This is a genomic window from Thauera phenolivorans, from assembly GCF_001696715.1.
In the GTDB taxonomy this organism is placed as follows: Bacteria; Pseudomonadota; Gammaproteobacteria; order Burkholderiales; family Rhodocyclaceae; genus Thauera; species Thauera phenolivorans.
The window spans coordinates 309,368-332,883 of record NZ_MBFM01000002.1; the positions used below are offsets into that span (position 1 = coordinate 309,368).

Below are 23,516 nucleotides of genomic sequence, written 5' to 3' on the forward strand. Positions count from 1 at the left end.
AATGGTTGACATGCGAAATGCGAAACCCACCATCATTTCCGAAGAATGCGATCCGACCGTCGCGGAAGCCATCAAGCAGTTCCATGATCGGTGGCTGCCCTACTCCGCATCGTCGAAGCAGCACCCAATCGTTCGGCTGGTAGAAGAGTTGATCGACCCCGCTGTGGCCAAGTACACGGAAAAGCTTCCACTGCGCTTCTTGGGCCACATCCCCGGAGCTGGGACAGGGGTGGGCCTGAGCGGCATCATTCGATTGATCGGATTTGATGCGATGGTTCCTCTGCAACGGGAACTGCTACGAAGGTTCATCCGTCAGGAGGACTGCACAAGCGCAAGGGACAAACGGTTTACAGCGACTCTCGAATCGCTGTTTGAGCTGATATGGGCCTGCGCCTGCAAACAGCCGGTGGACTCTCCAATACGAGGCTCCGACGGAAAGTCACGGGGCTTGAATGGAAGACGCAGGCAAGGATTTTGTCGGTTTTGCGGAGAGCTCACCGCGCTCGCTTCATTTGCAGGCGATGAGTCTCAACTGCGCGGGGCCGCTGACACACTTCGGTTGAGCAGCCTGTACTGCGTTGCTCATCAGCCGAAGTTGCTGAGCGGTGCAGGCAACCCTGCCTATAGACAAGCAAAACGATCCGTCGCGCAGTTCGATATCGAACTGGCAAGGCTCAAGCGGCAATGCGCGAAGCGAGCCACGCCCCATGCGGCGGCGTCCGGCGACAAGCTGGTTGATAACTACTTCTTTCACTACATGCTGGGTCAGACCTTGCAGCCAGCCGACATGGCTGAGCTTCGAGACCTGGCGCGATTGATGGTGGACTCGAAGCTGTCGGACGCCAAGAAGAAGATTCTTGTGCTCCAGTATTCCGGGCTCAATCAGTCGGAGATTGCAGAACAGCTTTCGAGAAACGATCAACGGCCGCTGACGCGCCAAGCAGTGTCTAAGGCACTTAAAGCGCTGGCATCGATTCCCGAAAATTTTCATCTGAAAAAGCAATAGAAGCGCGCGTTCTCTGATCTCTTTCGATGTCAACCAAAGTGAACAACTATTCGGCCGACCTGATCCGCATTACCAAGCACCATCTGGCACATGTTCGCTAGTGACCGAAAGAGGCCAAGGGATGCAGGCAACGACAAGCAAGACACTCATCAACCGCAAGAAGCTGCTGGCGATGATCCCGCTGTCTGAGCGCACGATCTTCAACATGGAGCAACGCGGGGAGTTCCCACGCCGGATCGCACTCACCAGCCGAAACGTCGCTTGGGACTTGGCAGAGGTCGAGGAATGGATCGAGGCACGCAAGTCATCGGGCACGCAGGCCATGCGGCCCGGCTTCACCCCATCGGTCGCAGCCACCGCTTTTTAGCGGCTAAAACGCAGCGCCCCTCAAGTGTCAATGACTGCCGAGGCCAAGGTCGCTGTTCTGGAGGCGCTGCCTACCTGACCTCCTCTGACTTAAGCTTTCGGCCGCTTGAGCGTCCATTCGTCGATCATGTCCGCCCAGTCCTGCAACATCGCCGTCCGCTGCTCGCGGTACTCGGCCTTGTTGTAGACGGCCCTGACGCCTCTCTGTTCGTGCGCCAGGCACTTCTCGATCCAGTCCGTGTTGTAGCCGGCCTCGTGCAACAACGTGCTGGCCGTGCGCCGCAAGTCATGCGGCCCGAACTTGGCGAGCGGCTTTCCTTCCTTCTGCGCCAGCCGATACGTCAGCGTCAGCACCTGGTTGAGCGTGGCGCTGCTCATGGGTAGGTCCGAGTCGTACCGGGACGGCAGCACGTAGTCCGATCCACCGGCGAAGGTTTTCAGGGCAATGAAGATGTCCAGCGCCTGGCGGGACAGAAACACCAGGTGCGGATTGCGCCGCTTCATCCGCTCCTTCGGGATCGTCCAAAGCGCGTCGCTGAAATTAATCTCGCTCCAAGTCGCGTTGGTCAGCTCGCTCTTGCGCACCATCGTCAACAGCAGCAGCTTGGCCGCCGCCCGAATGGATGGCGCTGTGCCAATGCGCTCCATGTACTGGTACATCAGGCCGATCTCGTCGGGCGTCAGCGCACGGTCGCGCGGCTCGAACTTGGCGATGGACGTTGGACGCACCAGCTCCGCCGGGTTCTCGACCTTCTGGCCACGCTCGATGGCCCAGCGATAGACCTGCATCACCACCTCGCGGACATGCACTGCCGTTGCCGGCGCGCCGCGCTCCACGATGGCATCGGTCAGTGCCCGCAAGTCCTCGTGGGTAATCTCCACCAGCTTCTGATTGCCGAATTTCGGCTTCAAGTCGCGCTCGTAGACTGAGCGCCGCATGTCGCGGGTGGAGTCGGCCATCTGGTAGCCGCGCAGCCACTTTTCCGCCCAGGCCCCGAATGTCTCCGCGTCCTTGACGCGGGCCTTATCCCGCGCCTTCTCCTTGGCCGGTGACTTCCCGGCCGCGACCATCTTCTTGGCCTCGCCCAACCACTCGCGGGCTTCCGCCAGGGTGATGCCGCCGACACCGTAGCGGCCGAAGGTGATGGTCTCCTGCCTACCGTGGATCGAGTAGTTGTAGCGGAATGAGATCGCTCCGGCGGCCGTGACGGCTACATAGAGGCCGTCACGGTCATTCACCTTGTAGAGCTTGTCCTTCGGCTTGAGGTTGCGCAGCTTGGTATCGGTCAGCATGGTTCTCGCCCTGATTCAGCTCAAATACCATGATCCGAAAATCGGTCTATCCTGGCGTAAAACAACAACAAAATCATTGCGTTACGCCAATTCAATACCATGAACACCCACAAGGTGGTTGCATGGTATCGGCGACTTCTCATGGCATAGAAGCATTCAATGCCATCCATCATGCCATGAAAAAACGGTGCTTGGCGATGCCAAATGTTGCCAGGCGGTGCCGAATGAAATCAAAAAAAAGCCCGCATTTACGCGGGCTTAGGTGTGTTTTCGTGCCACTAGGTTCCAGCCAGTGCCAGACGCCGAATCACTCCCACTCGATCGTCGCCGGCGGCTTGCCGGAGATGTCGTACACCACGCGGTTGATGCCGCGGACTTCGTTGATGATGCGGTTGCTGACCTTGCCGAGCAGGCTGTGTGGCAACTCGGCCCAGTGGGCGGTCATGAAGTCCTGGGTCTCGACCGCGCGCAGGGCGACCACATACTCGTAGGTCCGGCCGTCGCCCATCACGCCCACGCTCTTGACCGGCAGGAAGACCGCGAAGGCCTGGCTGGTCTTCTCGTACCAGCCGGCGGCGCGCAACTCGTCGATGAAGATCGCGTCGGCCTGGCGCAGCAGGTCGGCATAGTCCTGGCGCACCTCTCCAAGGATGCGCACGCCCAGGCCCGGACCCGGGAAGGGGTGGCGGTAGACCATGTCGTGCGGCAGGCCGAGCGCCACGCCGAGTTCGCGCACCTCGTCCTTGAACAGGTCGCGCAGCGGCTCGAGCAGTTTCAGGCCGAGAGTCTCTGGCAGGCCGCCAACGTTGTGGTGGCTCTTGATCGTTTGCGCCTTCTTGTTCTTGGCGCCGCCCGATTCGATCACGTCGGGGTAGATCGTGCCCTGCGCGAGCCACTTCGCCTTGGGCTGCTTCCTCGCCTCCGCCTGAAACACCTCGACGAATTCGCGGCCGATGATCTTGCGCTTCTGCTCGGGATCGCTCACCCCCTCGAGGTGGCCCATGAACTGCTCGGTGGCGTCGACGTGAACGACCCTCGCGTGCAGCCGGCCGGCGAACATCTCCATCACCATCCTGCCCTCGTTCAGGCGCAACAGGCCGTGATCGACGAACACGCAGGTCAGCTGGTCGCCGATCGCTCGATGGATGAGCGCCGCCGCCACCGACGAGTCGACGCCGCCGGACAGACCGAGGATGACCTCCTCGTCGCCCACCTGCTCGCGGATCCTCGCCACCGCCTCGGCGATGTAGTCGGGCATGTTCCAGTCGTAACCGCAGCCGCAGATCTCGTGCACGAAGCGCGCGATGATCTCCCTACCCTTGATCGTGTGGGTGACCTCGGGGTGGAACTGCACGCCGTAGAAGCCGCGGGCCTCGTCGGCCATCGCCGCGATCGGGGTGGATTCGTTGCTGCCGATCACCTTGAAGCCAGGCGGCAGCCCGGTGACCTTGTCGCCGTGGCTCATCCACACCTCGAGGAGGCCGTGGCCCTCGTCGTTGCGGCGGTCCTCGATGCCCTCGAACAGCTTCGAGTGGCCGCGTGCGCGCATCTCGGCGTAACCGAATTCACGGTGAGAGGCGCTCTCGACCTTGCCGCCGAGCTGGGAGGCCATCGTCTGCATGCCGTAGCAGATGCCGAGCACGGGCACGCCGAGCTCGAACACCGCCTGCGGTGCACGCCATTCCTCGGCCTCGTAGACCGAGTTCGGCCCCCCGGAGAGGATGATGCCCTGCGGCGCGAACTCGCGGACGAAGGCGTCGGAAACGTCGAAGGGGTGCAGTTCGCAATAGACCTGCTGCTCGCGCACGCGGCGCGCGATGAGCTGCGAGACCTGGGAACCGAAGTCGAGGATGAGGATTTTCTGGTGGGCCATGGCGCGAGCGTCCCTAGCGGCGAAAAAAGGAAGGCGGCCTTGCAGCCGCCCGGGATGTGTCGGACCGGCGCGATCAGCCGATCTGGTAGTTCGGCGCTTCCTTGGTGATCTGCACGTCGTGGACGTGGGATTCGCGCATGCCGGCCGAACTGATCTCGACGAACTCCGCGCGTTCGTGCACCGCAGGAATGCTCTCGCAGCCGAGGTAGCCCATCGAGGAGCGCAGGCCACCGGTAAGCTGATGGATCACCGCCATCACCGAGCCCTTGTAGGGCACACGGCCCTCGATGCCCTCGGGCACGAGCTTGTCGATATTGCCGGTGTTCTCTTCCTGGAAGTAACGATCGGCCGCACCCTTTTCCATCGCGCCGAGCGAACCCATGCCGCGATACGATTTGTATGAGCGCCCCTGGAACAACACGGTCTCGCCGGGTGCTTCCTCGGTGCCTGCGAACAGGCCGCCCAGCATGACGACGTTGGCACCGGCGGCGATCGCCTTCGCGATGTCGCCCGAGAAACGGATGCCGCCGTCGGCGATCATCGGCACGCCGCTGCCCGCCAGGGCATTGGCGACGTTGTCGATCGCGCTGATCTGCGGCACGCCCACGCCGGCGACGATCCGCGTGGTGCAGATCGAGCCAGGGCCGATACCGACCTTGACGCCGTCGGCACCCGCGCCGACCAGCGCACGCGCGGCATCGGCGGTGGCGATGTTGCCGCCGACCACCTCGATGTGCGGAAACCGCTTCTTGACCCAATTGACGCGGTCGAGCACGCCCTGCGAGTGGCCGTGGGCGGTATCGACCACGATCATGTCCACCCCCGCCTCGGCCAGTCGTTCGGCGCGCTCCTCAGTGCCAGCGCCGACGCCGATCGCCGCGGCAACGCGCAGGCGACCCTGTTCGTCCTTGGCGGCGAACGGGTGCTCGGTGGACTTCATCATGTCCTTGACGGTGATGAGACCGCTGAGCTCACCGGCGTCGTTCAGCACCAGCACGCGCTCGAGGCGGTGGACACGCAGCAGTTCGCGTGCCTCGTCCAGGCTGGCGCCTTCCTTGACCGTGACCAGGCGCTCCTGCGGCGTCATGATCGCGGACACGGGCTGCTCGAGGTTCGTTTCGAAGCGGGTATCGCGGTTGGTGACGATGCCGACCACCCTGCCGCCGTCGATCACCGGCACGCCGGAAAACTTGTGGCGGCGCTGCAGCTCGATGACCTCGCCGACGGTCATGGTCGGCGGAATTATGATCGGGTCCTTGAGGATGCCGGACTCGTGGCGCTTGACCTTGTGCACCTCGGCGGCCTGCTCTTCCGGGCTGAGGTTCTTGTGTACCACGCCGATACCGCCCTCCTGCGCGAGGGCGATCGCGAGCCGGGCTTCGGTGACGGTGTCCATGGCGGCGGACACCAGCGGAATGTTCAGCCGGATGTTGCGCGTGACCTGGCTCTGCAGGCTGACATCCCGCGGCAGGACAGTTGAGTGGGCAGGCACGAGAAGGACGTCATCGAAGGTCAGCGCCTTCTGGATCACTCGCATGGCTTCTATCCTTTGAACCAAATCCGTATTATACAGGCCGCCTTCCCACCGCGTAAGCCAGTCCAATCGGAGATTCAGGATGCGCCGTCCCGCCCTTCTGCTCGCCCTGCTCATCGCCTTGCCGGTCTCGGCCCAGGTTTACAGCTGGCGCGATCGCGACGGCCGCATGCACTACTCGGACGTGCCGCCCCCCGGCAAAGGCGCGGAGGTCGTGCGCGGCGCCGTGCAGCCGCCAGTGGCGCCTGCTGCCGGCAGCGAGGGCGGCAGTGTCGAGCCGGGCGGGACGGAGGCCGAAGTACCGACCAGCGACGCGCCAGCGAGGCAAGGCCGGAAGAGCCTCGCGGAGCGGGAACGGGAATTCCGCGAACGTCGCGCAGCCGCCGCCGAAGCGGAAGCCGAGGCCCAGAAGAAGGCAGAACAGCGAGCCGAACGCGAGCGAATCTGCTCCGAGATGAAGAACCAGCTCGCCGGACTCGAATCGGGGCAGCGCGTCGCGCGTTTCAACGCCGCGGGCGAGCGCGAGGTGATCGACGACGCCGCGCGCACCGAGGAAATTGCACGCCTGCGCAGACAGATCGAGGGCAGTTGCGACTGAGGCGCCGGTCTGCCACCCATCGCCGGGACGGCGGCGTGGCAACCAGAGTGGGCCCCCGTGGATTTCACTCCTCCTCGGAAGCCGAACCGCCCCCCTTCTTCATGACCTTGCCCTCGTCGGCGCGCTTCTTGCGCACCGCCTTCGGGTCGGCGATCAGTGGTCGATAGATCTCGACACGGTCGCGATCGCGCAGCACGGTATCCGGCTTGACCAGCTTGGCGAATACACCAAGCTTGTTGGCACCCTCGAGATCGATCTCCGGATACTTGTGCAGCAGGCCAGAGGCTTCGACTGCGTCCCGCGCGGTCGCGCCTTCGGGCAGCTTCAGGCTGACGAGCTCCTGGCGCTGGTCCAGGGCGTACACGACCTCGATGTTGATGCTGTCGGACATGATCAGTTCTTCCGGTAGATCTGCGCCGCGCGCTTGACGAAGGAATCGACGAAGGTGTTCGCGATGTGATTGAACACCGGCCCCAACGCCTTTTCCAGCAGTTTGCTGGAAAAGGCGTAATGCAGGCTGAATTCGACCTTGCACGCGGTGTCGCCCAGCGGGGTGAAGCGCCAGTGGCCGTCGAGATGAGTAAAGGGCCCATCGGTGAGCCGCAGTTGCATCTCCTCGGGCCAGCGCTTGTCGTTGCGCGTGCTGAAGTGTGTCTTGATGCCGTGGTAATTGACGCGGAGCGTCGCCGCGGTCACCTCGTCGGTGCGCTCGTGCACTTCGGCTCCCGCGCACCAAGGCAGGAATTGGGGGTAGTCCTCGCAGCGGTCGACCAGTTCGAACATCTGCGCGGGGGTGAATTCGATGAGTACCAGCTTCTTGACGTCGGCCATGGGGAGAGTCGGCTTTGGCGGCGCCATGGCGGAAAACAGCCTGGGCGCCGACCTGCTAAAATGCGCGATTCTATCGCATGCGGCGGCCCCGGTCGCTGCCGCGCCCCCCGTCAGGCGCCCGCGACGGCCGCACCCGAAGGATTTCCCGGCAATGAGCATCATCGACAACCGCAAGGCCTACCACGACTACTTCATCGAGGACAAGTACGAGGCTGGCCTCGTCCTCGAGGGCTGGGAGGTGAAGGCGATCCGTTCCGGCCGGGCGAACATCAAGGAAGCGTACGTCATCATCCGCGGCGAAGAGATCTTCGTGATCGGGATGCACATCTCGCCGCTGTCGAGCACTTCCACCCACCTCAAGACCGACCCGGTGCGGACCCGCAAGCTGCTCCTGCACGCGCGCGAGATCGCGAAGCTGATCGGCAAGGTGGAGCGCGCCGGCTACGCCCTGGTGCCGCTCGACCTGCACTACGCCAAGGGGCGGATCAAGATGGAGGTCGGCCTGGCGAAGGGGAAGAAGCAGTACGACAAGCGCGAGGATGCCAAAAAGAAGGACTGGGAGCGCGAGAAGCAGCGCATGATCCGCGCCCAGGACTGATGCGCCGCCGCCTGCGGGCGGCTCGCCTCAGGAGCTGCAGGACAGCATCGAGCACCCCGCCTTGTGGCGCGCCCATTCGGGCCGTCTGGCGGCAAAGCGCTCACGACCCGGCTGCGGCGCGTAGGGATTCCTCAAGACCTCCATCAGCGCGGACAGTTCGCCGAGCTCACCCTGCTCGGCCGCGTCGATCGCCTGTTGCGCCAGATAGTTGCGTGGCACGTAGATCGGGTTGACCGCATCCATGCGGGCCCGCCGCGATTCGAGCGCCTCGGCGTTGCCCACCACGCCATCGGCGGCCACGCGTGTCGAATAGCGGGCGAGCCATGCCTCGAAAGCGGCGGCATGTTCGGCGCGCTTCGCCTCGTCGTAAAACGCGTCCGCGAACAGGAACGGATCGGGCGCTCCCGGATCGAGCGACGACAGCCGGCGATGGAAGATCGTCATGTCCATCTCCGACGCCGCGAGCAGGCGGTGCAGCTCGTCCACCAGCGCCTCGTCGCCCTCCTGCCATTGCGCCAGGCCGAGCTTGTCTGCAGTCATGCGCCGGCTTTCCCGCTCGTAGATCGCGGCGAAGCGCGTCAGCGCCTCCTCGAGCGGTGCCGCCTCGCCGATCGCCGGATAGACCGCGTTCGCGAGTTGCCACAGGTTCCAGTGCGCGATGCGCGGCTGGTGGCCGAACCGATAACGGCGACCGCCCGCATCGGTGGTGTTGGGCGTCCAGTCGGGGTCGAAGTCGTCGATCCAGCCGTACGGGCCGTAGTCGATCGTGAGCCCGAGGATCGACATGTTGTCGGTGTTCATCACCCCATGCACGAAGCCGACACGCATCCAGTGCGCGACCAGCAGCGCGGTGCGGCGACATACCTCGTCGAACCACTCGACCCGCCGCGCCAGTGTGTCACCCTGGATTTCCGGGAAGTCGCGTTCGATGGTGAAATCGATCAGGCGACCGAGCAATTCCTCCTCGCCGCGCGAGGCGAAGATCTCGAAGTTGCCGAAACGAATGAAGGATGGCGCAACACGGCACACCACCGCGCCCGGTTCGGGGCGCGCATTACCGTCGTAGAACATGTCGCGCACCACCCGCTCGCCGGTGCCCACCAGGCTCAGCGCGCGGGTGGTCGGCACGCCGAGGTGATGCATCGCCTCGCTGCAGACGAACTCGCGGAGCGAAGAGCGCAGCACGGCCCGTCCGTCGGCGTGGCGCGAGTACGGCGTCGGCCCCGCGCCCTTGAGCTGGAGCTCCCAGCGCTCGCCGCGCGGGTCGATCACCTCGCCGAGCGTGATCGCCCTCCCATCGCCGAGCTGTCCAGCCCAGTTGCCGAACTGATGGCCGCCATAGCAGGCGGCGTAGGGCTCCATGCCCGGCAGCAGTTCATTGCCTCCGAACACCGCGGCAAAGCGGGGACTGCGCACGTCGCCCTCGTCCCAGCCGAGCAGCGCCGCCACCTCGGGCGACCAGGCGAGCAGGTCGGGATGCCGTACCGGTGTCGGTGCCACCCGCGAATAGCACGCGCCGTGCACCTGGCGCACGTGCGTGCCGGCTTCCGGGTCCGCCGGCAGCTCGCGCACGAAGCGGTTGTCGAAAACGAGGTCTTTCATGTCGGGGGGCCCGGTCCTTGTAATGGGCAACGCCCGACGGCCGCGCGCAAAGGCGCGCAGCCCGGGCGTCGCCTTCATCCGCGGCGCGGATCGAAGGCGTCGCGGACGACGTCAGCGAAGAGGTTGGCGGCGAGCACCAATACGAACATGAACACGAAAGCCGCCGCCAATGACCACCAGACCATCGGCTCGCGCGCAAGTTCGGCGCGCGCCATGTTGATCATCGTGCCGAAGCTGATCGTGGTCGGGTCGACGCCGATGCCGACATAGGACAGCACCGCCTCGGCGAGGACCAGGCCGGAGAAATCCATCACCAGGGCGATCATCACGATATGCATGACGTTGGGCAGGATATGCCGGCGCAGAATCGCCGCCGTCCCGACACCGAAGGCGCGGGCGGCCTGCACGTACTCGAGCTCGCGCAACTTCAAGGTTTCGCCGCGCAACAGCCGCGCGAGCCCGGTCCAGCTGGTGATGCCGAGGATGAAGCACAGCGCAAGCAGGCGCGCGTCCGAACGCTCGGCCGCGGTGCCGAACCACTCCGGATGGGTGTCGATGACCACCTGCATCATCAGCACCGCCGCAGCGATCAGCAACACGCCCGGGATCGCGTTGAGCACCGTATAGACATACTGCACGGCATCATCCACCCAGCCACCGAGATAGCCCGCGGCGATCCCGAGGGCGACGGCGAAGGGCATCATCACCAGGGTGGTGATGGTGCCGATCACGAGCGCGGTGCGCACGCTCTTGAGCGCGAGATAAAGTACGTCCTGCCCCACCTTGTCGGTGCCGAGCACGTGATAGACCGGCGCCAGATACACGCACAGGGAGATCACAAGCACGATCATGGTGAAGCTGAGCAATGCCGCCCGCCAGGCCAGCACGGTCCGGCCGCGCAACAGCCTGTCCGCGGCCGCGCCGAAAGGTACTCGCCCGCTGCGCGCGAGGCCGAGCGCCACCAGGGCGGCGGCGAGTGCCGTCACCGCCAGCGTCGTGAGCACGGCGCGCCCGGCACGGCCGGCGACGTCAGCGCCCTGCTCCGACGCCGGATCCGCGAGATGAGCCGCGCCGTGGACGAGGCGGGGATAGTCCCGGCGCTGCCCACCGCCCTCGAGCTCGATCGTTTCGCGCTGATAGAGCGTTGCCGCGAAAGGCGCGGAATAGGTCTTCTCGATGTTGAGCCGGAGCGGCGCGAGCAGCGCGTCGAGTGCCGACAACACTTCCGAAGAATAGATTGGCCCACCGCTCGACGCGGGGGCGCCCTCGCCCACCTCGGCCGCGGTCAGCGGGGGCAGCGCGGGCCGGTAGTGCAGGCTGTCGATCACCCCCACCGCCACGAAGGCGAGCAGCACGGTCCCGGCCGCCATGCCGGTCGACCGCTTGCCGACCTTGCGCCATGCTTCGCGTAGCGGCTCGCTGCCCCACGCATGGCGCGCGGCGAGCAGGCCGAGGCCGAGCAGCAGAAACAGCAAGGCATCGGTCCACAACAGGACCGGTTCGAAATTCAGGTTCATTCCAGCCTCACCCGCGGATCGACGAGCGTGTAGGACAGGTCGGTGAGGATCAGGCCGACGATGTAGAGCACCGAGCCGATGAACACCATCGCCCGCACCACCGCGAAATCCTGCGCGTTGATCGCGTCGATGGTGTAGCTGCCGAGCCCTGGAATCGCGAAGAAGGACTCGACCAGCAGGCTGCCCATGAACAGCAGCGGGATCACCACCACCACCCCGGTGAGGATCGGGATCATCGCGTTCTTGAGCACGTGCCGGAACAGCACCGCCAGTTCGGACAGTCCCTTCGCGCGCGCGGTACGCACGTAATCCTTGGAGATCTCCTCAAGGAAGATCGTGCGATACCAGCGCGCGCTCGAGCCGATCCCGGCGATGACGCTGATCGCGACCGGCAGCACCAGGAAGCGCGCCGCATCGAGTCCGCTGGCGTAGCCCGATATCGGCACCAGCGCCCACAAATTGGACACCAGCCACTGCCCGCCGATGATGTAGAACAGGCTGGAGATCGACATCATCGCCACGCACAGCACCACGCCCCAGAAATCCAGCGCGGTGGCGCGGAAGAACACCAGCATCAGGGCGAAGCTGATCGACACGAACAGTCCGAGCACGAAGGTCGGCAGCGCGATCGCGAGCGACGGCCCCATGCGGGCGCGGATCTCCTGGCCGATGTCGCGGCCGTCGTCGGCGGCGCCGAACTCGAGCGCGAACATGCGGAGCGACTTATCGAAAAAGATGGTCTGAGTGAGCTTCCCGCCGCCCTCGGCCGCCGCATTGAAAAACATTGGCTTGTCGTAGCCGCGCTCCACTTTCCAGCGCTCGATCGCCTCGGGGGTCGCGCGTTTGACCCCGACCTGCATGCGCGCCATGTCGTCGGGCGAGTTGACCACAAAGAACAATACGAAGGTGAGCAGATTCACCCCGATCAGGATCGGGATCGCGTACAAGGTGCGGCGCACGAGATAGGCGAACATCAGCGCCCTCCTTCTGCCGCGGCGGTCGCCCGCTCGCGCCGGCGCCAGTGAAGGACCGCAGGCGCGACCAGCGCCGCGACCAGGCCGAACACCAACAGCAGTGGCCACACCACCGGCCGGTTCCATTCCGCCCGCGCCGCCTCGCGCCTCGCCAGGTCGATGCGCTGGTACTTCAGGGTGTTGCGTACCATCGCGCCCGGCTTGCGGTTCAGCACCCAACCGTGCTGCAGCGAGTAGGCCTTGGGATGGAAGCCGAAGATCCACGGCGCATCGTGCTGGATGATTTCGATCATGCGCTCGATCAGGCGCTGGCGCGCCTCGCCATTGGGCATCGACTTCATGCGCTCGAACAGGGCGTCGTACTCGTCATTGCGGTAGTTCGCGGCGTTCTGCCCGTTGAAACTCACCTTGCCCTGCGGCCCGTGCAAAAGGAAGAGCAGGTTCTCGGGATCCGGGTAGTCCGCGTTCCAGCCGAAGAAGAACATCTGCGCATTGCCTTGACGGACCTTGTCCTGGAAGCGGTTGAAGTCGGTCGGGCGCACGACGAACTGCACGCCCAGGGCGCGGAAGCGCTTGGCGAGCCAGTCCGAGCGCGCCTTGTCGCCGAGCCCGCCGGGTGTCGTGTCCAGGTTCACGATCAGCGGTTCGCCGCTACGGGCGTTACGCCCGTTCGGCCAGCCGGCTTCGGCAAGCAGCCGTCGCGCCGCGTCCAGCCCGCGCCGCTGTGCTCGGCCGTCCTTCCACTCGTACACGACCGGGTTGATGCCCGCCTCGCCCTCCCGCGCGCCGAAGATCCCCGGCGGGATCGGACTCATCGCCGGAACACCGCGGCCATTGAGGAAGATCGAGACGAACTCCTCCATGTCGAGCGCGATCGAGATCGCCTGGCGCAGCTTGCGCGCCGCGTTCCGGCCCTCCTCCGTCTCTCCCCCGCCCACCAGCGGATCGAGCATGTTGAATCCGAGATAGAAGATGGACGGCGACACCGAGGTGATCAGCTCGATGCCGCGCGCGCGCATTTCGTCCGAGAGCGAGACCTCGCCCTGGCTGGTCATGGTGACCGCTTGGTCGAAGTTGTCCGAAGACACCCCGGAGGCATCGTAATAGCCCTGCAGGAACTTGTTCCAGTAGGGGATCCCTTCCCGCTCGCGCGAGAAAACTACCCGGTCGATGAACGGCATCGCCTCGCCGCAATCGGCCAGCAGCCCCCCCTCTGCGTCGCCCGCTTCACCCTCGCAGGGATAGACGTCGCTACGATAATTGGGATTCCGCTCGAGTACCATGCGCGAGTTCGGATTGTTCTCGGTCAGCATGTAAGGCCCGGTACCCACCGGCCACCAGTCGAGCGTGAGGTTGCGCTCGGCCATCCCGGGCTGGCCGAAGAAGCGATCGGCTTCGGGCGGTACCGGTCCGAAGAAGGGCATGCTCAGCCAGTAGAGGAATTGCGGATAGGCGCCCTGAAGCGTGATCCGGTAGGTGTGGCGATCGACGACCTCGACGCCCGGCAGCTCGAAGCGCGTGAGATCGAGCCAGCCCGGATTGCGCCGCACCTCGTCGGCGAGCTGGGCCTGGAGCGTCTTGAGGCCCGGCATGTACTCGGCCATCAATTCAAAGATCGGCGAATGCAGGCGCGGATGCGCAAGACGCTTGATCTGATGGACAAAATCCGCCGCCTCGAGCTCGCGCGTGCCGACGTGCTCGAAGTCGCCGACGCCACGCACGCCCGCGAGGTCGACGCCTTCGCTGGCGAGGTAGATGGGCAGGCCTTCCGCGTTGCGCGCGAACGCCGGGTGCGGCTGGTACAGGATGCCGGGCTTGATGCGGATCTCATAGACCGAAGTCGCGACCCGACCGGGCTCCGCGGACGGATCCAACTCGAACCCCTGGCCATCGTACCGACGCAGGATCGGCGTCTCCGCCGCTACCGCCGGCTCGAGCACATAAGGCCTTTTGAGATAGTTGTACTGCAACGGCGGCTCAACGATCTGATACAGAAAGCTCGCTTCATCCTCGCTGTAAGACTGCACCGGATCGAGATGCTTGGGCCGCTCGGTGAATGCCGTGTACAGGATGTTCCGGCCGCGCTCGGCCGAGGGATAGGGATCGTTCCACACCGGTCCGCACGCGGACAGGAACAGCGACGCCAGCAGCGCGACTCCGACTCCACGCATGCTACGGCTACGGCCAAAACGACTCACGGGAAAACGCCACCAGAAGACAAAGGCGTGATTCTGGCAGGTTTCGGTGCGCCCCGCATGGACCTTGCCGATAGCGCTGTCGGGACCAGGGTTTTCGCTATAATCCCCCTCTTGTCATTCGGAGTTGGATTCATGGGCTTTCTCGCCGGCAAACGGATTCTCATCACCGGGCTGCTCAGCAACCGTTCGATTTCCTACGGCATCGCCAAGGCCATGTACCGCGAAGGCGCACAACTCGCCTTCACCTTCCAGAACGACCGCTTCCATGAGCGCGTGAGCAAGCTCGCCGCCGAGTTTGGCAGCTCCCTGGTACTCCCCTGCGACGTGCAGGATGACGAGCAGATCAGTGCCCTCTTCATCGAGCTCGGCAAACACTGGGATGGGCTCGACGGGCTCGTCCACTCGATCGCATTCGCACCGAATGAGGCACTCGACGGCGACTTTCTCGACGGCCTGTCGCGCGACGCATTCCGGATCTCGCAGGAGATCAGCGCCTACAGCTTCCCCGCACTGGCGAAGGCTGCGCGACCGATGATGCAGGGGCGTAACGGCTCCCTGCTAACCCTCACCTATCTCGGTGCGGTGCGCACCATGCCCAACTACAACATCATGGGCATGGCGAAAGCCAGCCTCGAGGCGGCCGTCCGCTACATGGCAGTTACGCTCGGCCCTGAGGGGACCCGGGTCAATGCCGTGTCCGCGGGTCCGATCAAGACCGTCGCCGCCGCCGGGATCGGTAACTTCGGCAAGTTGCTCGCCTTCAATGAGCGCAACGCCCCCCTGCGCCGGAACGTCACCATCGAAGAGGTAGGTAACACTGCGGCCTTCCTGTGCTCGGATCTCGCCAGCGGCGTCACCGGCGAAGTCATGTACGTCGATGCAGGTTTCAACATCACCGCCCTCGGCAACCCGGAACAAGCCTGAGATCTGAGTCCCGATTGGCGCGCAGACCAGGCGCGCAAAAGAAAGCCGCGGCGATACGTTGCGGCTTTTTTGTGCCTATTGGCATGAGAGGCCTGGTACGGCGTAAGCATCCGGCGAACCCACCTTCCCCCAGCCGCTTAGGCCATTGAAGATCGTGTCCATCAAAGTCGATGGCGGACACTATGGATGTGGTTATCCCGCGCCGAGGCCGGCGCACGCACAGCGAAGCTTTCAAGCGGTCGGTGGTCTCGGCGTGTTGTGAGCCAGGCGTCTCGGTGGCTGGGATTGCCTTGGCCAACGGCCTGAACGCCAATCAGGTCCATCGCTGGATGCGCGAGCGCGGCATCGAGCCGCCGAGCCGGCGCAAGGCTGACAGCGCAGCGCTCACCGCGTTGGCTGAGCCGGGCTTTGTCCCCGTGCAGGTCGCTCCCGCAGTCGAGGCGCGGGTGATCCGCCTCGAGGCGCAGCGTGGCAACGCCCGCGTCAAGCTCGAGTGGCCGCTCGAGGCCGCCGAGGCGTGTGGTGCATGGCTGCGCGAGTGGCTCGCATGATCCGCATCGAGGCGCTGTGGCTGTCGGTCGCACCTATGGACATGCGCGCAGGCATGGACACGCTGCTCGCGCAGGTGGTGCGCGTGTTCGGCGAGGCGCAGCCGCATCACGCCTATCTCTTCAGCAATCGGCGCGGCACCCGCTTGAAGGTGCTGGTCCATGACGGCTTCGGGGTGTGGCTCGCATGCCGGCGCCTGAACCAGGGCCGGTTTCACTGGACCGAGGGCCAGGGCGGTGTCGCACTCACCCGGGCGCAGTTCGACGCGCTGGTGCTCGGGCTGCCATGGCAGCGGCTGGGCGACGGCGGTGTGATCCGGACACTCTGAACACGCGCTATCGGCGGATGCCCCGATGGTGGCGGAGGCGTGCATCGGACATGATCGATCCATGCCGCTGCCCGCCGACCTCGATCAACTGGATGCCGACGCCTTGCGTCGCCTGCTCATCGAGCAGGAGCGCGAACTCGTGTGGCGTCAGACCAAGATCGAGCGGCTCACGCATGAGCTGGCGCTGCACAAGCGTCATCGCTTCGGCGTGAGGACCGAGCGCCTGTCCACCGAGCAGGTGCAGCTCTTCGAGGAGACCGCCGAGGCCGATCTTGCGGCGATGAGCGAAGAGCTCGAGCAACTCCAGCCCAGTGTCGGCACGTCGACGCCCAAGGGCCAGGCCCGACGCAAGCCGCTGCCGCCCGAGCTGCCGCGCACCGAGATCCGTCACGAACCCGACTCGACCACCTGCGCCTGCGGCTGCCAGATGCGCCGCATCGGCGAGGACGTCGCCGAGAAGCTCGACTACACCCCGGGCCGCTTCACCGTCGAGCGCCACATCCGGGGTAAGTGGGCGTGCGCGGCGTGCGAGACCCTCGTGCAGGCGCCGGTACCGGCGTACATCATCGACAAGGGCATTCCCACCGCCGGCTTGCTCGCCCAGGTGCTGGTGGCCAAGTATCAGGACCATCTGCCGCTCTACCGGCAGGAAAGCATCTTCGGTCGGGCCGGGTTGGCGATCCCGCAGTCGACGTTGGCCCAGTGGGTGGGCCAGAGCGGCGTACACCTGCAGCCGCTAGTCGAGGCGCTCAAGGCCGACGTGCTGGCGCACCCCGTGCTGCACGCGGACGAGACCCCGGTGGCGATGCTCGATCCGGGTGCGGGCAAGACCCACCGCGCCTACCTGTGGTCCTACAGCGTCGGCGCGTTCGATCCGATCAAGGCGGTCGTCTACGACTTCGCCGACAGCCGCGCGGGCCGTCATGCCCAGGCGTTTCTGGGCGACTGGCGCGGCACGCTGATCTGCGACGACTACGCCGGCTACAAGGCGCTGATCGCCCTGGGGGTAACCGAAGCCGGCTGCATGGCGCACGCGCGGCGCAAGTTCTTCGATCTCGCTGCCCAGGGCCAGAGCCAGATCGCCAGCGAGGCGCTCGAGGCCATTGCCCAGCTCTACGGTGTCGAACGCGAAGCGGCGGAACTCGACATCGACGCCCGGCAGCGCTTGCGGGAAGCGAAGGCCCGCCCCATTCTCGAACGCCTGCATGCGTGGCTGCTCGCGCGCCGCACCCAGGTTCCCAACGGCTCGGGCATCGCGCGCGCCATCGACTACAGCCTCAAGCGCTGGGCTGCGCTCACGTACTACGTGGGCGACGGTCGGGTACCCATCGACAACAACTGGATCGAGAACCAGATCCGGCCGATTGCGCTCGGGCGCAAGAACTGGCTCTTCGCGGGCAGCCTGCGGGCGGGCCAGCGTGCCGCTGCGATCATGAGCCTGATTCAGTCCGCGCGGCTCAATGGCCACGAGCCCTTTGCGTATCTTAAGGATGTGCTCGAACGGCTGCCGACGCAGCCCTACAGCAGGATTGGGGAGTTGCTGCCGCATCGCTGGCAGCCGGTCGCCTGCGCCTGAGCGAAACGGCAAGACGGGTTCGCCGGGTGCTTACGGTACGGCTGCTTCCGCAGTCTTCGTCCTGAAGCGATTCGTAGACGGCCGACGCCCGATCCATTGATGAGATGGATCGGGCGCGGGAGGGATGGGGTTAGTCTGACGATGACCTACTTTCGCGAGGGCAATCCTGACTATCATCGGCGCGCACCTGTTTCACGGTCCTGTTCGGGATGGGAAGGCGTGGTACCGGGTGGCTATGGTCGTCAGACTTTGACTTGTCCGCCAGGGGGGGGGTTTTCCCCGTGGCGCAAATTGGGAAGGAGGTGTTGTTGCGTTGTTGTGTGATTGTTCAGGCGAGTGTTGCCTGTATAAGGTTATAGGATCAAGCCTCACGGGCAATTAGTATGGGTTAGCTTAACGTGTTGCCACGCTTCCACACCCCACCTATCAACGTGGTGGTCTTCCACGACCCTTCAGGGGGCTCGAGGCCCCGGGGAAGTCTCATCTTGAGGCGAGTTTCCCGCTTAGATGCTTTCAGCGGTTATCTCTTCCGCACATAGCTACCCGGCGATGCGACTGGCGTCACAACCGGTACACCAGCGGTGCGTCCACTCCGGTCCTCTCGTACTAGGAGCAGGCCCTCTCAAACTTCCAGCGCCCACGGCAGATAGGGACCAAACTGTCTCACGACGTTTTAAACCCAGCTCACGTACCACTTTAAATGGCGAACAGCCATACCCTTGGGACCGGCTACAGCCCCAGGATGTGATGAGCCGACATCGAGGTGCCAAACTCCGCCGTCGATGTGAACTCTTGGGCGGAATCAGCCTGTTATCCCCAGAGTACCTTTTATCCGTTGAGCGATGGCCCTTCCATACAGAACCACCGGATCACTATGACCTGCTTTCGCACCTGCTCGACGTGTGGGTCTCGCAGTCAAGCCACCTTTTGCCATTGCACTATCAGTACGATGTCCGACCGTACCTAGGTGACCTTCGTACTCCTCCGTTACCTTTTGGGAGGAGACCGCCCCAGTCAAACTGCCCACCATGCACTGTTCCCGACCCGGATTCACGGGCCTGGGTTAGAACCTCGACGACACCAGGGTGGTATTTCAAGGTTGGCTCCACCGGAACTGGCGTCCCGGTTTCAAAGCCTCCCACCTATCCTACACAAGTCCCGTCAAAGTCCAATGCAAAGCTACAGTAAAGGTTCATGGGGTCTTTCCGTCTAGCCGCGGGGAGATTGCATCTTCACAACCATGTCAACTTCGCTGAGTCTCAGGAGGAGACAGTGTGGCCATCGTTACGCCATTCGTGCAGGTCGGAACTTACCCGACAAGGAATTTCGCTACCTTAGGACCGTTATAGTTACGGCCGCCGTTTACCGGGGCTTCGATCAAGAGCTTGCACCCCATCACTTAACCTTCCGGCACCGGGCAGGCGTCACACCCTATACGTCCACTTTCGTGTTTGCAGAGTGCTGTGTTTTTAATAAACAGTCGCAGCCACCGATTCTCTGCGGCCCCTTCGCCCTTCGGCTGTTCGCCTACAAGCTAACGGGGCATACCTTCTCCCGAAGTTACGGTATCAATTTGCCGAGTTCCTTCTCCTGAGTTCTCTCAAGCGCCTTGGTATACTCTACCAGCCCACCTGTGTCGGTTTGCGGTACGGTCACGCCATGACTGAAGCTTAGAGGCTTTTCTTGGAAGCAGGGTATCAGCTACTTCGGATCCGAGGATCCTCGTCATCACGCCTTGGCTCAGCCCGACGGATTTGCCTATCGGGCACGCCTACACGCTTAAACCGGGACGTCCAACACCCGGCCAGCCTAACCTTCTCCGTCCCCCCATCGCATCATGGCCTGGTACAGGAATATTGACCTGTTTCCCATCGACTACGCATTTCTGCCTCGCCTTAGGGGCCGACTCACCCTGCGCCGATGAACGTTGCGCAGGAAACCTTGGGCTTACGGCGAGGGTGCTTTTCACACCCTTTATCGCTACTCATGTCAGCATTCGCACTTCCGATACCTCCAGCATCCCTTACGAGACACCTTCGCAGGCCTACGGAACGCTCCCCTACCACGTGTCAAAGACACATCCGCAGCTTCGGTTCATGGCTTGAGCCCCGTTACATCTTCCGCGCAGGACGACTCGACTAGTGAGCTATTACGCTTTCTTTAAAGGATGGCTGCTTCTAAGCCAACCTCCTAGCTGTCTGTGCCTTCCCACCTCGTTTACCACTTAGCCATGTATTTGGGACCTTAGCTGGCGGTCTGGGTTGTTTCCCTCTTGACAACGGACGTTAGCACCCGCTGTCTGTCTGCCGTATATCACTTTGCGGTATTCGGAGTTTGCTATCGCGGGGTAGATCGCAATGACCCCCCCAACGATTACAGTGCTCTACCCCCGCAAGTGTCCGTACGACGCACTACCTAAATAGTTTTCGGGGAGAACCAGCTATTTCCGGATTTGTTTAGCCTTTCACCCCTATCCACAGCTCATCCCCTAATTTTTCAACATTAGTGGGTTCGGACCTCCAGTGCGTGTTACCGCACCTTCATCCTGGCCATGGATAGATCATCCGGTTTCGGGTCTACGCCCAGCAACTGAAGCGCCCTTATCAGACTCGCTTTCGCTACGCCTCCCCTATTCGGTTAAGCTCGCTACTGAACGTAAGTCGCTGACCCATTATACAAAAGGTACGCAGTCACCCCTCAAGGAGGCTCCTACTGTTTGTATGCATGCGGTTTCAGGATCTATTTCACTCCCCTCCCGGGGTTCTTTTCGCCTTTCCCTCACGGTACTGGTTCACTATCGGTCGATCACGAGTATTTAGCCTTGGAGGATGGTCCCCCCATCTTCAGACAGGATTTCTCGTGCCCCGCCCTACTTGTCGCACGCTCAGACCCGCCACCTGGTTTTCGCATACGGGGCTATCACCCATATCGCCGGACTTTCCAGACCGTTTTGCTAACCTGATGGTTTAGTCGTGCAGGCTCTTCCGCGTTCGCTCGCCACTACTTGCGGAATCTCGGTTGATTTCTTTTCCTCGAGCTACTTAGATGTTTCAGTTCGCTCGGTTCGCCTCCACTGGCCTATGTATTCAGCCAGGGATGACCCTTAACGGGCCGGGTTTCCCCATTCGGACATCGTGGGATCAAAGCTCTATTGCCAGCTCCCCCACGCTTTTCGCAGGCTTACACGTCCTTCATCGCCTGTGATCGCCAAGGCATCCACCACATGCACTTAGTCGCTTGATCCTATAACCTTAGACCCTCTCATCGAAGGCCCAGCCTATAGGCTAACTCGCTTGTGTGGTGACCTTCGTCGCTGACAAGCACGAAAGCCACCGATGCAATCACACAACATGCAGCGCACACCGGCTCGATGCACGCTACACACCTTCTTCCAATTTGTTAAAGAGCCTACTGCCGAAACACCGCTTCACGCAGCGTCCCAAGAAGTAAGCCATGCCGACCCAACGATCGGCAGGGCTTACTTCTCGCACCTCGAGCACCCCACACGCGCCGCCACACACACGACACGCACTGGTGGAGCTGGTCGGGATCGAACCGACGACCTACGGCTTGCAAAGCCGCCGCTCTCCCAGCTGAGCTACAGCCCCCCGTGTCTTGCGTCGAACAACCAATCCCTTGGTGGGTCTGGTTGGGTTCGAACCAACGACCCCCGCCTTATCAAGACGGTGCTCTAACCAGCTGAGCTACAGACCCGCTACACCTCGAGGCCTATGGGCCTGAACAACCGATAAGTTGTGGATACTTGATCACCGCGGCTTCTTCTCTTGAAAGGAGGTGATCCAGCCGCACCTTCCGATACGGCTACCTTGTTACGACTTCACCCCAGTCATGAATCTCACCGTGGTAAGCGCCCTCCCGAAGGTTAAGCTACCTACTTCTGGTGAAACCCACTCCCATGGTGTGACGGGCGGTGTGTACAAGACCCGGGAACGTATTCACCGCAGCATGCTGATCTGCGATTACTAGCGATTCCGACTTCACGTAGTCGAGTTGCAGACTACGATCCGGACTACGATCGGCTTTGTGGGATTGGCTCCACCTCGCGGCTTGGCAACCCTCTGTACCGACCATTGTATGACGTGTGAAGCCCTACCCATAAGGGCCATGAGGACTTGACGTCATCCCCACCTTCCTCCGGTTTGTCACCGGCAGTCTCACTAGAGTGCCCAACCAAATGATGGCAACTAGTGACAAGGGTTGCGCTCGTTGCGGGACTTAACCCAACATCTCACGACACGAGCTGACGACAGCCATGCAGCACCTGTGTTCTGGCTCCCGAAGGCACCCTCGGCTCTCACCAAGGTTCCAGACATGTCAAGGGTAGGTAAGGTTTTTCGCGTTGCATCGAATTAATCCACATCATCCACCGCTTGTGCGGGTCCCCGTCAATTCCTTTGAGTTTTAACCTTGCGGCCGTACTCCCCAGGCGGTCGACTTCACGCGTTAGCTGCGTCACTCAGTGCATTGCTGCTCCGAACGACTAGTCGACATCGTTTAGGGCGTGGACTACCAGGGTATCTAATCCTGTTTGCTCCCCACGCTTTCGTGCATGAGCGTCAGTACAGGCCCAGGGGGCTGCCTTCGCCATCGGTGTTCCTCCTGATATCTACGCATTTCACTGCTACACCAGGAATTCCACCCCCCTCTACCGTACTCTAGCCTGCCAGTCACAAGCGCAGTTCCCAGGTTAAGCCCGGGGATTTCACACCTGTCTTAGCAAACCGCCTGCGCACGCTTTACGCCCAGTAATTCCGATTAACGCTCGCACCCTACGTATTACCGCGGCTGCTGGCACGTAGTTAGCCGGTGCTTCTTAGTCCGGTACCGTCATCCACATCCTATATTAGAGAATGCGATTTCTTCCCGGCCGAAAGAGCTTTACAACCCGAAGGCCTTCTTCACTCACGCGGCATGGCTGGATCAGGCTTGCGCCCATTGTCCAAAATTCCCCACTGCTGCCTCCCGTAGGAGTCTGGGCCGTGTCTCAGTCCCAGTGTGGCTGATCATCCTCTCAGACCAGCTACGGATCGTCGCCTTGGTGAGCCTTTACCCCACCAACTAGCTAATCCGACATCGGCCGCTCCAATCGCGCGAGGTCCCGAAAGATCCCCCGCTTTCCCCCTCAGGGCGTATGCGGTATTAGCCACGCTTTCGCGTAGTTATCCCCCACGACATGGGCACGTTCCGATGCATTACTCACCCGTTCGCCACTCGCCGGCAGGCCGAAGCCCCCGCTGCCGTTCGACTTGCATGTGTAAAGCATGCCGCCAGCGTTCAATCTGAGCCAGGATCAAACTCTTAAGTTCAATCCAGCAAAGTACTCAAAATACTGACTTACAGTATGAGCACTCGATCCTTGCGAAACAAAACTGCACAAACGCAGCTTCACCGCAGCAACCAAGCACCCACACTTATCGGTTGTTCATCTTTTTAAAGAACCGCCGCAACCCGTGCAGCGAAGAAGCGAGATTATGAGCAGATCAAACCACCCCGTCAAGCCCCAACCGGTAAATTCTTCAGCGCAACCGCCAAAGCCCCACCGACAGAACCAACCCCCTTCCACCCCCCCGCCGCAGATAAATCACCGCAGCGACGAAAGAAGCTGCGCATTATAGACACCCCAACCAAACGCGCAAGAAAAAAGACAACTTCCCGCCACGACCACCCCTGAACACCCTGCGACGACGCCGAACACGCAGAAAAAAAACCACGACCGCCCCCGGCTTCT

General features: G+C 62.8%; 17 protein-coding genes, 2 tRNA genes and 3 rRNA genes. 8 read left to right on the forward strand and 14 right to left on the reverse strand.

All coding sequences use genetic code 11. From position 1 onward, the window contains the following. Window positions 1-10 precede the first annotated feature (10 nt). Window positions 11-1,006, forward strand: coding sequence for a hypothetical protein (locus BB334_RS04935; RefSeq protein WP_198531184.1), 996 nt, complete (start codon window positions 11-13; stop codon window positions 1,004-1,006). A gap of 121 nt (window positions 1,007-1,127) precedes the next feature. Beyond that, entirely contained in the window at window positions 1,128-1,373 is a 246-nt protein-coding gene (locus BB334_RS04940; RefSeq protein ID WP_050714668.1) for a helix-turn-helix transcriptional regulator, read from the forward strand. An 89-nt stretch (window positions 1,374-1,462) separates the two neighbouring features. On the opposite strand, the gene BB334_RS04945 is transcribed toward BB334_RS04940, so the two are convergent. The 3 genes from BB334_RS04945 to guaB form a co-directional block, all read right to left on the reverse strand. Then, window positions 1,463-2,665: a tyrosine-type recombinase/integrase gene (locus BB334_RS04945; RefSeq protein WP_068805118.1), complete on the reverse strand. Its 1,203-nt coding sequence runs from the start codon at window positions 2,663-2,665 to the stop codon at window positions 1,463-1,465. Between the two features lie 307 nt (window positions 2,666-2,972). After that, on the reverse strand, window positions 2,973-4,538 hold the full coding sequence (guaA, locus tag BB334_RS04950) for a glutamine-hydrolyzing GMP synthase (protein ID WP_068805121.1): 1,566 nt from the start codon (window positions 4,536-4,538) through the stop codon (window positions 2,973-2,975). Between the two features lie 73 nt (window positions 4,539-4,611). Continuing rightward, a complete protein-coding gene (guaB, locus tag BB334_RS04955; protein ID WP_068805124.1) occupies window positions 4,612-6,075 on the reverse strand; it encodes an IMP dehydrogenase in 1,464 nt (487 codons plus the stop codon). Between the two features lie 79 nt (window positions 6,076-6,154). Between guaB and BB334_RS04960 the strand changes: the two genes are divergently transcribed. Continuing rightward, window positions 6,155-6,670 (forward strand): DUF4124 domain-containing protein, encoded by a 516-nt coding sequence (locus BB334_RS04960; protein WP_068805125.1) that lies wholly within the window; start codon window positions 6,155-6,157, stop codon window positions 6,668-6,670. A gap of 64 nt (window positions 6,671-6,734) precedes the next feature. Here the strand turns inward: BB334_RS04960 and BB334_RS04965 are convergent, their stop codons facing one another. Then, window positions 6,735-7,061, reverse strand: a complete 327-nt coding sequence (locus BB334_RS04965; RefSeq protein ID WP_068805127.1) for an RnfH family protein — start codon at window positions 7,059-7,061, stop codon at window positions 6,735-6,737. A gap of 2 nt (window positions 7,062-7,063) precedes the next feature. Beyond that, a complete protein-coding gene (locus tag BB334_RS04970) occupies window positions 7,064-7,501 on the reverse strand; it encodes a type II toxin-antitoxin system RatA family toxin (RefSeq protein ID WP_068805129.1) in 438 nt (145 codons plus the stop codon). A 151-nt stretch (window positions 7,502-7,652) separates the two neighbouring features. On the opposite strand from BB334_RS04970, the gene smpB reads away from it, so the two are divergent. Beyond that, window positions 7,653-8,099 carry an SsrA-binding protein SmpB gene (gene smpB / locus BB334_RS04975; protein ID WP_068805131.1) on the forward strand — a complete coding sequence of 149 codons (447 nt, stop codon included), beginning with the start codon at window positions 7,653-7,655 and terminating at the stop codon, window positions 8,097-8,099. A 27-nt stretch (window positions 8,100-8,126) separates the two neighbouring features. Here the strand turns inward: smpB and BB334_RS04980 are convergent, their stop codons facing one another. The 4 genes from BB334_RS04980 to BB334_RS04995 form a co-directional block, all read right to left on the reverse strand. Then, window positions 8,127-9,701 (reverse strand): protein adenylyltransferase SelO, encoded by a 1,575-nt coding sequence (locus BB334_RS04980; protein WP_068805133.1) that lies wholly within the window; start codon window positions 9,699-9,701, stop codon window positions 8,127-8,129. A gap of 74 nt (window positions 9,702-9,775) precedes the next feature. Further along, on the reverse strand, window positions 9,776-11,212 hold the full coding sequence (locus tag BB334_RS04985) for an ABC transporter permease (RefSeq protein ID WP_068806145.1): 1,437 nt from the start codon (window positions 11,210-11,212) through the stop codon (window positions 9,776-9,778). Window positions 11,213-11,214: 2 nt separating this feature from the next. Further along, a complete protein-coding gene (locus BB334_RS04990) occupies window positions 11,215-12,192 on the reverse strand; it encodes an ABC transporter permease (protein ID WP_068805135.1) in 978 nt (325 codons plus the stop codon). Then, the gene (locus BB334_RS04995; protein ID WP_068805138.1) at window positions 12,192-14,363 is read right to left on the reverse strand and encodes an ABC transporter substrate-binding protein; all 2,172 of its coding nucleotides are present in this window, start codon (window positions 14,361-14,363) and stop codon (window positions 12,192-12,194) included. Before BB334_RS04995 ends, BB334_RS04990 begins: the two co-directional genes overlap by 1 nt. 159 nt (window positions 14,364-14,522) lie before the next feature. Here BB334_RS04995 and fabI point away from each other — a divergent pair, with 159 nt between their 5' ends. From fabI to tnpC, 4 genes are all read left to right on the forward strand, one after another. Continuing rightward, a complete protein-coding gene (gene fabI / locus BB334_RS05000) occupies window positions 14,523-15,314 on the forward strand; it encodes an enoyl-ACP reductase FabI (RefSeq protein ID WP_068805141.1) in 792 nt (263 codons plus the stop codon). A 182-nt stretch (window positions 15,315-15,496) separates the two neighbouring features. After that, window positions 15,497-15,865, forward strand: a complete 369-nt coding sequence (gene tnpA / locus BB334_RS05005; protein ID WP_083200318.1) for an IS66-like element accessory protein TnpA — start codon at window positions 15,497-15,499, stop codon at window positions 15,863-15,865. Beyond that, the gene (tnpB, locus tag BB334_RS05010) at window positions 15,862-16,191 is read left to right on the forward strand and encodes an IS66 family insertion sequence element accessory protein TnpB (protein WP_068805147.1); all 330 of its coding nucleotides are present in this window, start codon (window positions 15,862-15,864) and stop codon (window positions 16,189-16,191) included. The genes tnpA and tnpB overlap by 4 nt, the downstream gene beginning before the upstream one ends. 61 nt (window positions 16,192-16,252) lie before the next feature. Further along, window positions 16,253-17,767: an IS66 family transposase gene (gene tnpC, locus BB334_RS05015; RefSeq protein WP_068805151.1), complete on the forward strand. Its 1,515-nt coding sequence runs from the start codon at window positions 16,253-16,255 to the stop codon at window positions 17,765-17,767. A gap of 133 nt (window positions 17,768-17,900) precedes the next feature. Here the strand turns inward: tnpC and rrf are convergent. From rrf to BB334_RS05040, 5 genes are all read right to left on the reverse strand, one after another. Further along, window positions 17,901-18,014, reverse strand: a 5S ribosomal RNA gene (gene rrf / locus BB334_RS05020). A 110-nt stretch (window positions 18,015-18,124) separates the two neighbouring features. Next, window positions 18,125-21,010: ribosomal RNA gene (locus tag BB334_RS05025) — 23S ribosomal RNA — on the reverse strand. A gap of 289 nt (window positions 21,011-21,299) precedes the next feature. Further along, a tRNA-Ala gene (locus tag BB334_RS05030) sits at window positions 21,300-21,375 on the reverse strand. A 29-nt stretch (window positions 21,376-21,404) separates the two neighbouring features. Next, window positions 21,405-21,481: transfer RNA gene (locus tag BB334_RS05035), tRNA-Ile, on the reverse strand. 74 nt (window positions 21,482-21,555) lie between these two features. Then, a 16S ribosomal RNA gene (locus BB334_RS05040) occupies window positions 21,556-23,094 on the reverse strand. Together the 16S, 23S and 5S rRNA genes with 2 tRNA genes alongside form the textbook arrangement of a ribosomal RNA operon. Window positions 23,095-23,516: the final 422 nt, after the last annotated feature.

Excerpts from the sequence above, each read along its gene's own strand:
- BB334_RS04945 (WP_068805118.1), bottom strand. The coding sequence starts at position 2,665 with ATGCTGACCGATACCAAGCTGCGCAACCTCAAGCCGAAGGACAAGCTC.
- BB334_RS04980 (WP_068805133.1), bottom strand. The coding sequence starts at position 9,701 with ATGAAAGACCTCGTTTTCGACAACCGCTTCGTGCGCGAGCTGCCGGCG.
- BB334_RS04935 (WP_198531184.1), top strand. The coding sequence starts at position 11 with ATGCGAAATGCGAAACCCACCATCATTTCCGAAGAATGCGATCCGACC.
- BB334_RS04940 (WP_050714668.1), top strand. The coding sequence starts at position 1,128 with ATGCAGGCAACGACAAGCAAGACACTCATCAACCGCAAGAAGCTGCTG.
- guaB (WP_068805124.1), bottom strand. The coding sequence starts at position 6,075 with ATGCGAGTGATCCAGAAGGCGCTGACCTTCGATGACGTCCTTCTCGTG.
- BB334_RS04960 (WP_068805125.1), top strand. The coding sequence starts at position 6,155 with ATGCGCCGTCCCGCCCTTCTGCTCGCCCTGCTCATCGCCTTGCCGGTC.
- fabI (WP_068805141.1), top strand. The coding sequence starts at position 14,523 with ATGGGCTTTCTCGCCGGCAAACGGATTCTCATCACCGGGCTGCTCAGC.
- BB334_RS04965 (WP_068805127.1), bottom strand. The coding sequence starts at position 7,061 with ATGTCCGACAGCATCAACATCGAGGTCGTGTACGCCCTGGACCAGCGC.
- smpB (WP_068805131.1), top strand. The coding sequence starts at position 7,653 with ATGAGCATCATCGACAACCGCAAGGCCTACCACGACTACTTCATCGAG.
- BB334_RS04990 (WP_068805135.1), bottom strand. The coding sequence starts at position 12,192 with ATGTTCGCCTATCTCGTGCGCCGCACCTTGTACGCGATCCCGATCCTG.
- guaA (WP_068805121.1), bottom strand. The coding sequence starts at position 4,538 with ATGGCCCACCAGAAAATCCTCATCCTCGACTTCGGTTCCCAGGTCTCG.
- BB334_RS04970 (WP_068805129.1), bottom strand. The coding sequence starts at position 7,501 with ATGGCCGACGTCAAGAAGCTGGTACTCATCGAATTCACCCCCGCGCAG.
- tnpB (WP_068805147.1), top strand. The coding sequence starts at position 15,862 with ATGATCCGCATCGAGGCGCTGTGGCTGTCGGTCGCACCTATGGACATG.
- tnpC (WP_068805151.1), top strand. The coding sequence starts at position 16,253 with ATGCCGCTGCCCGCCGACCTCGATCAACTGGATGCCGACGCCTTGCGT.
- BB334_RS04995 (WP_068805138.1), bottom strand. The coding sequence starts at position 14,363 with ATGCGTGGAGTCGGAGTCGCGCTGCTGGCGTCGCTGTTCCTGTCCGCG.
- tnpA (WP_083200318.1), top strand. The coding sequence starts at position 15,497 with ATGGATGTGGTTATCCCGCGCCGAGGCCGGCGCACGCACAGCGAAGCT.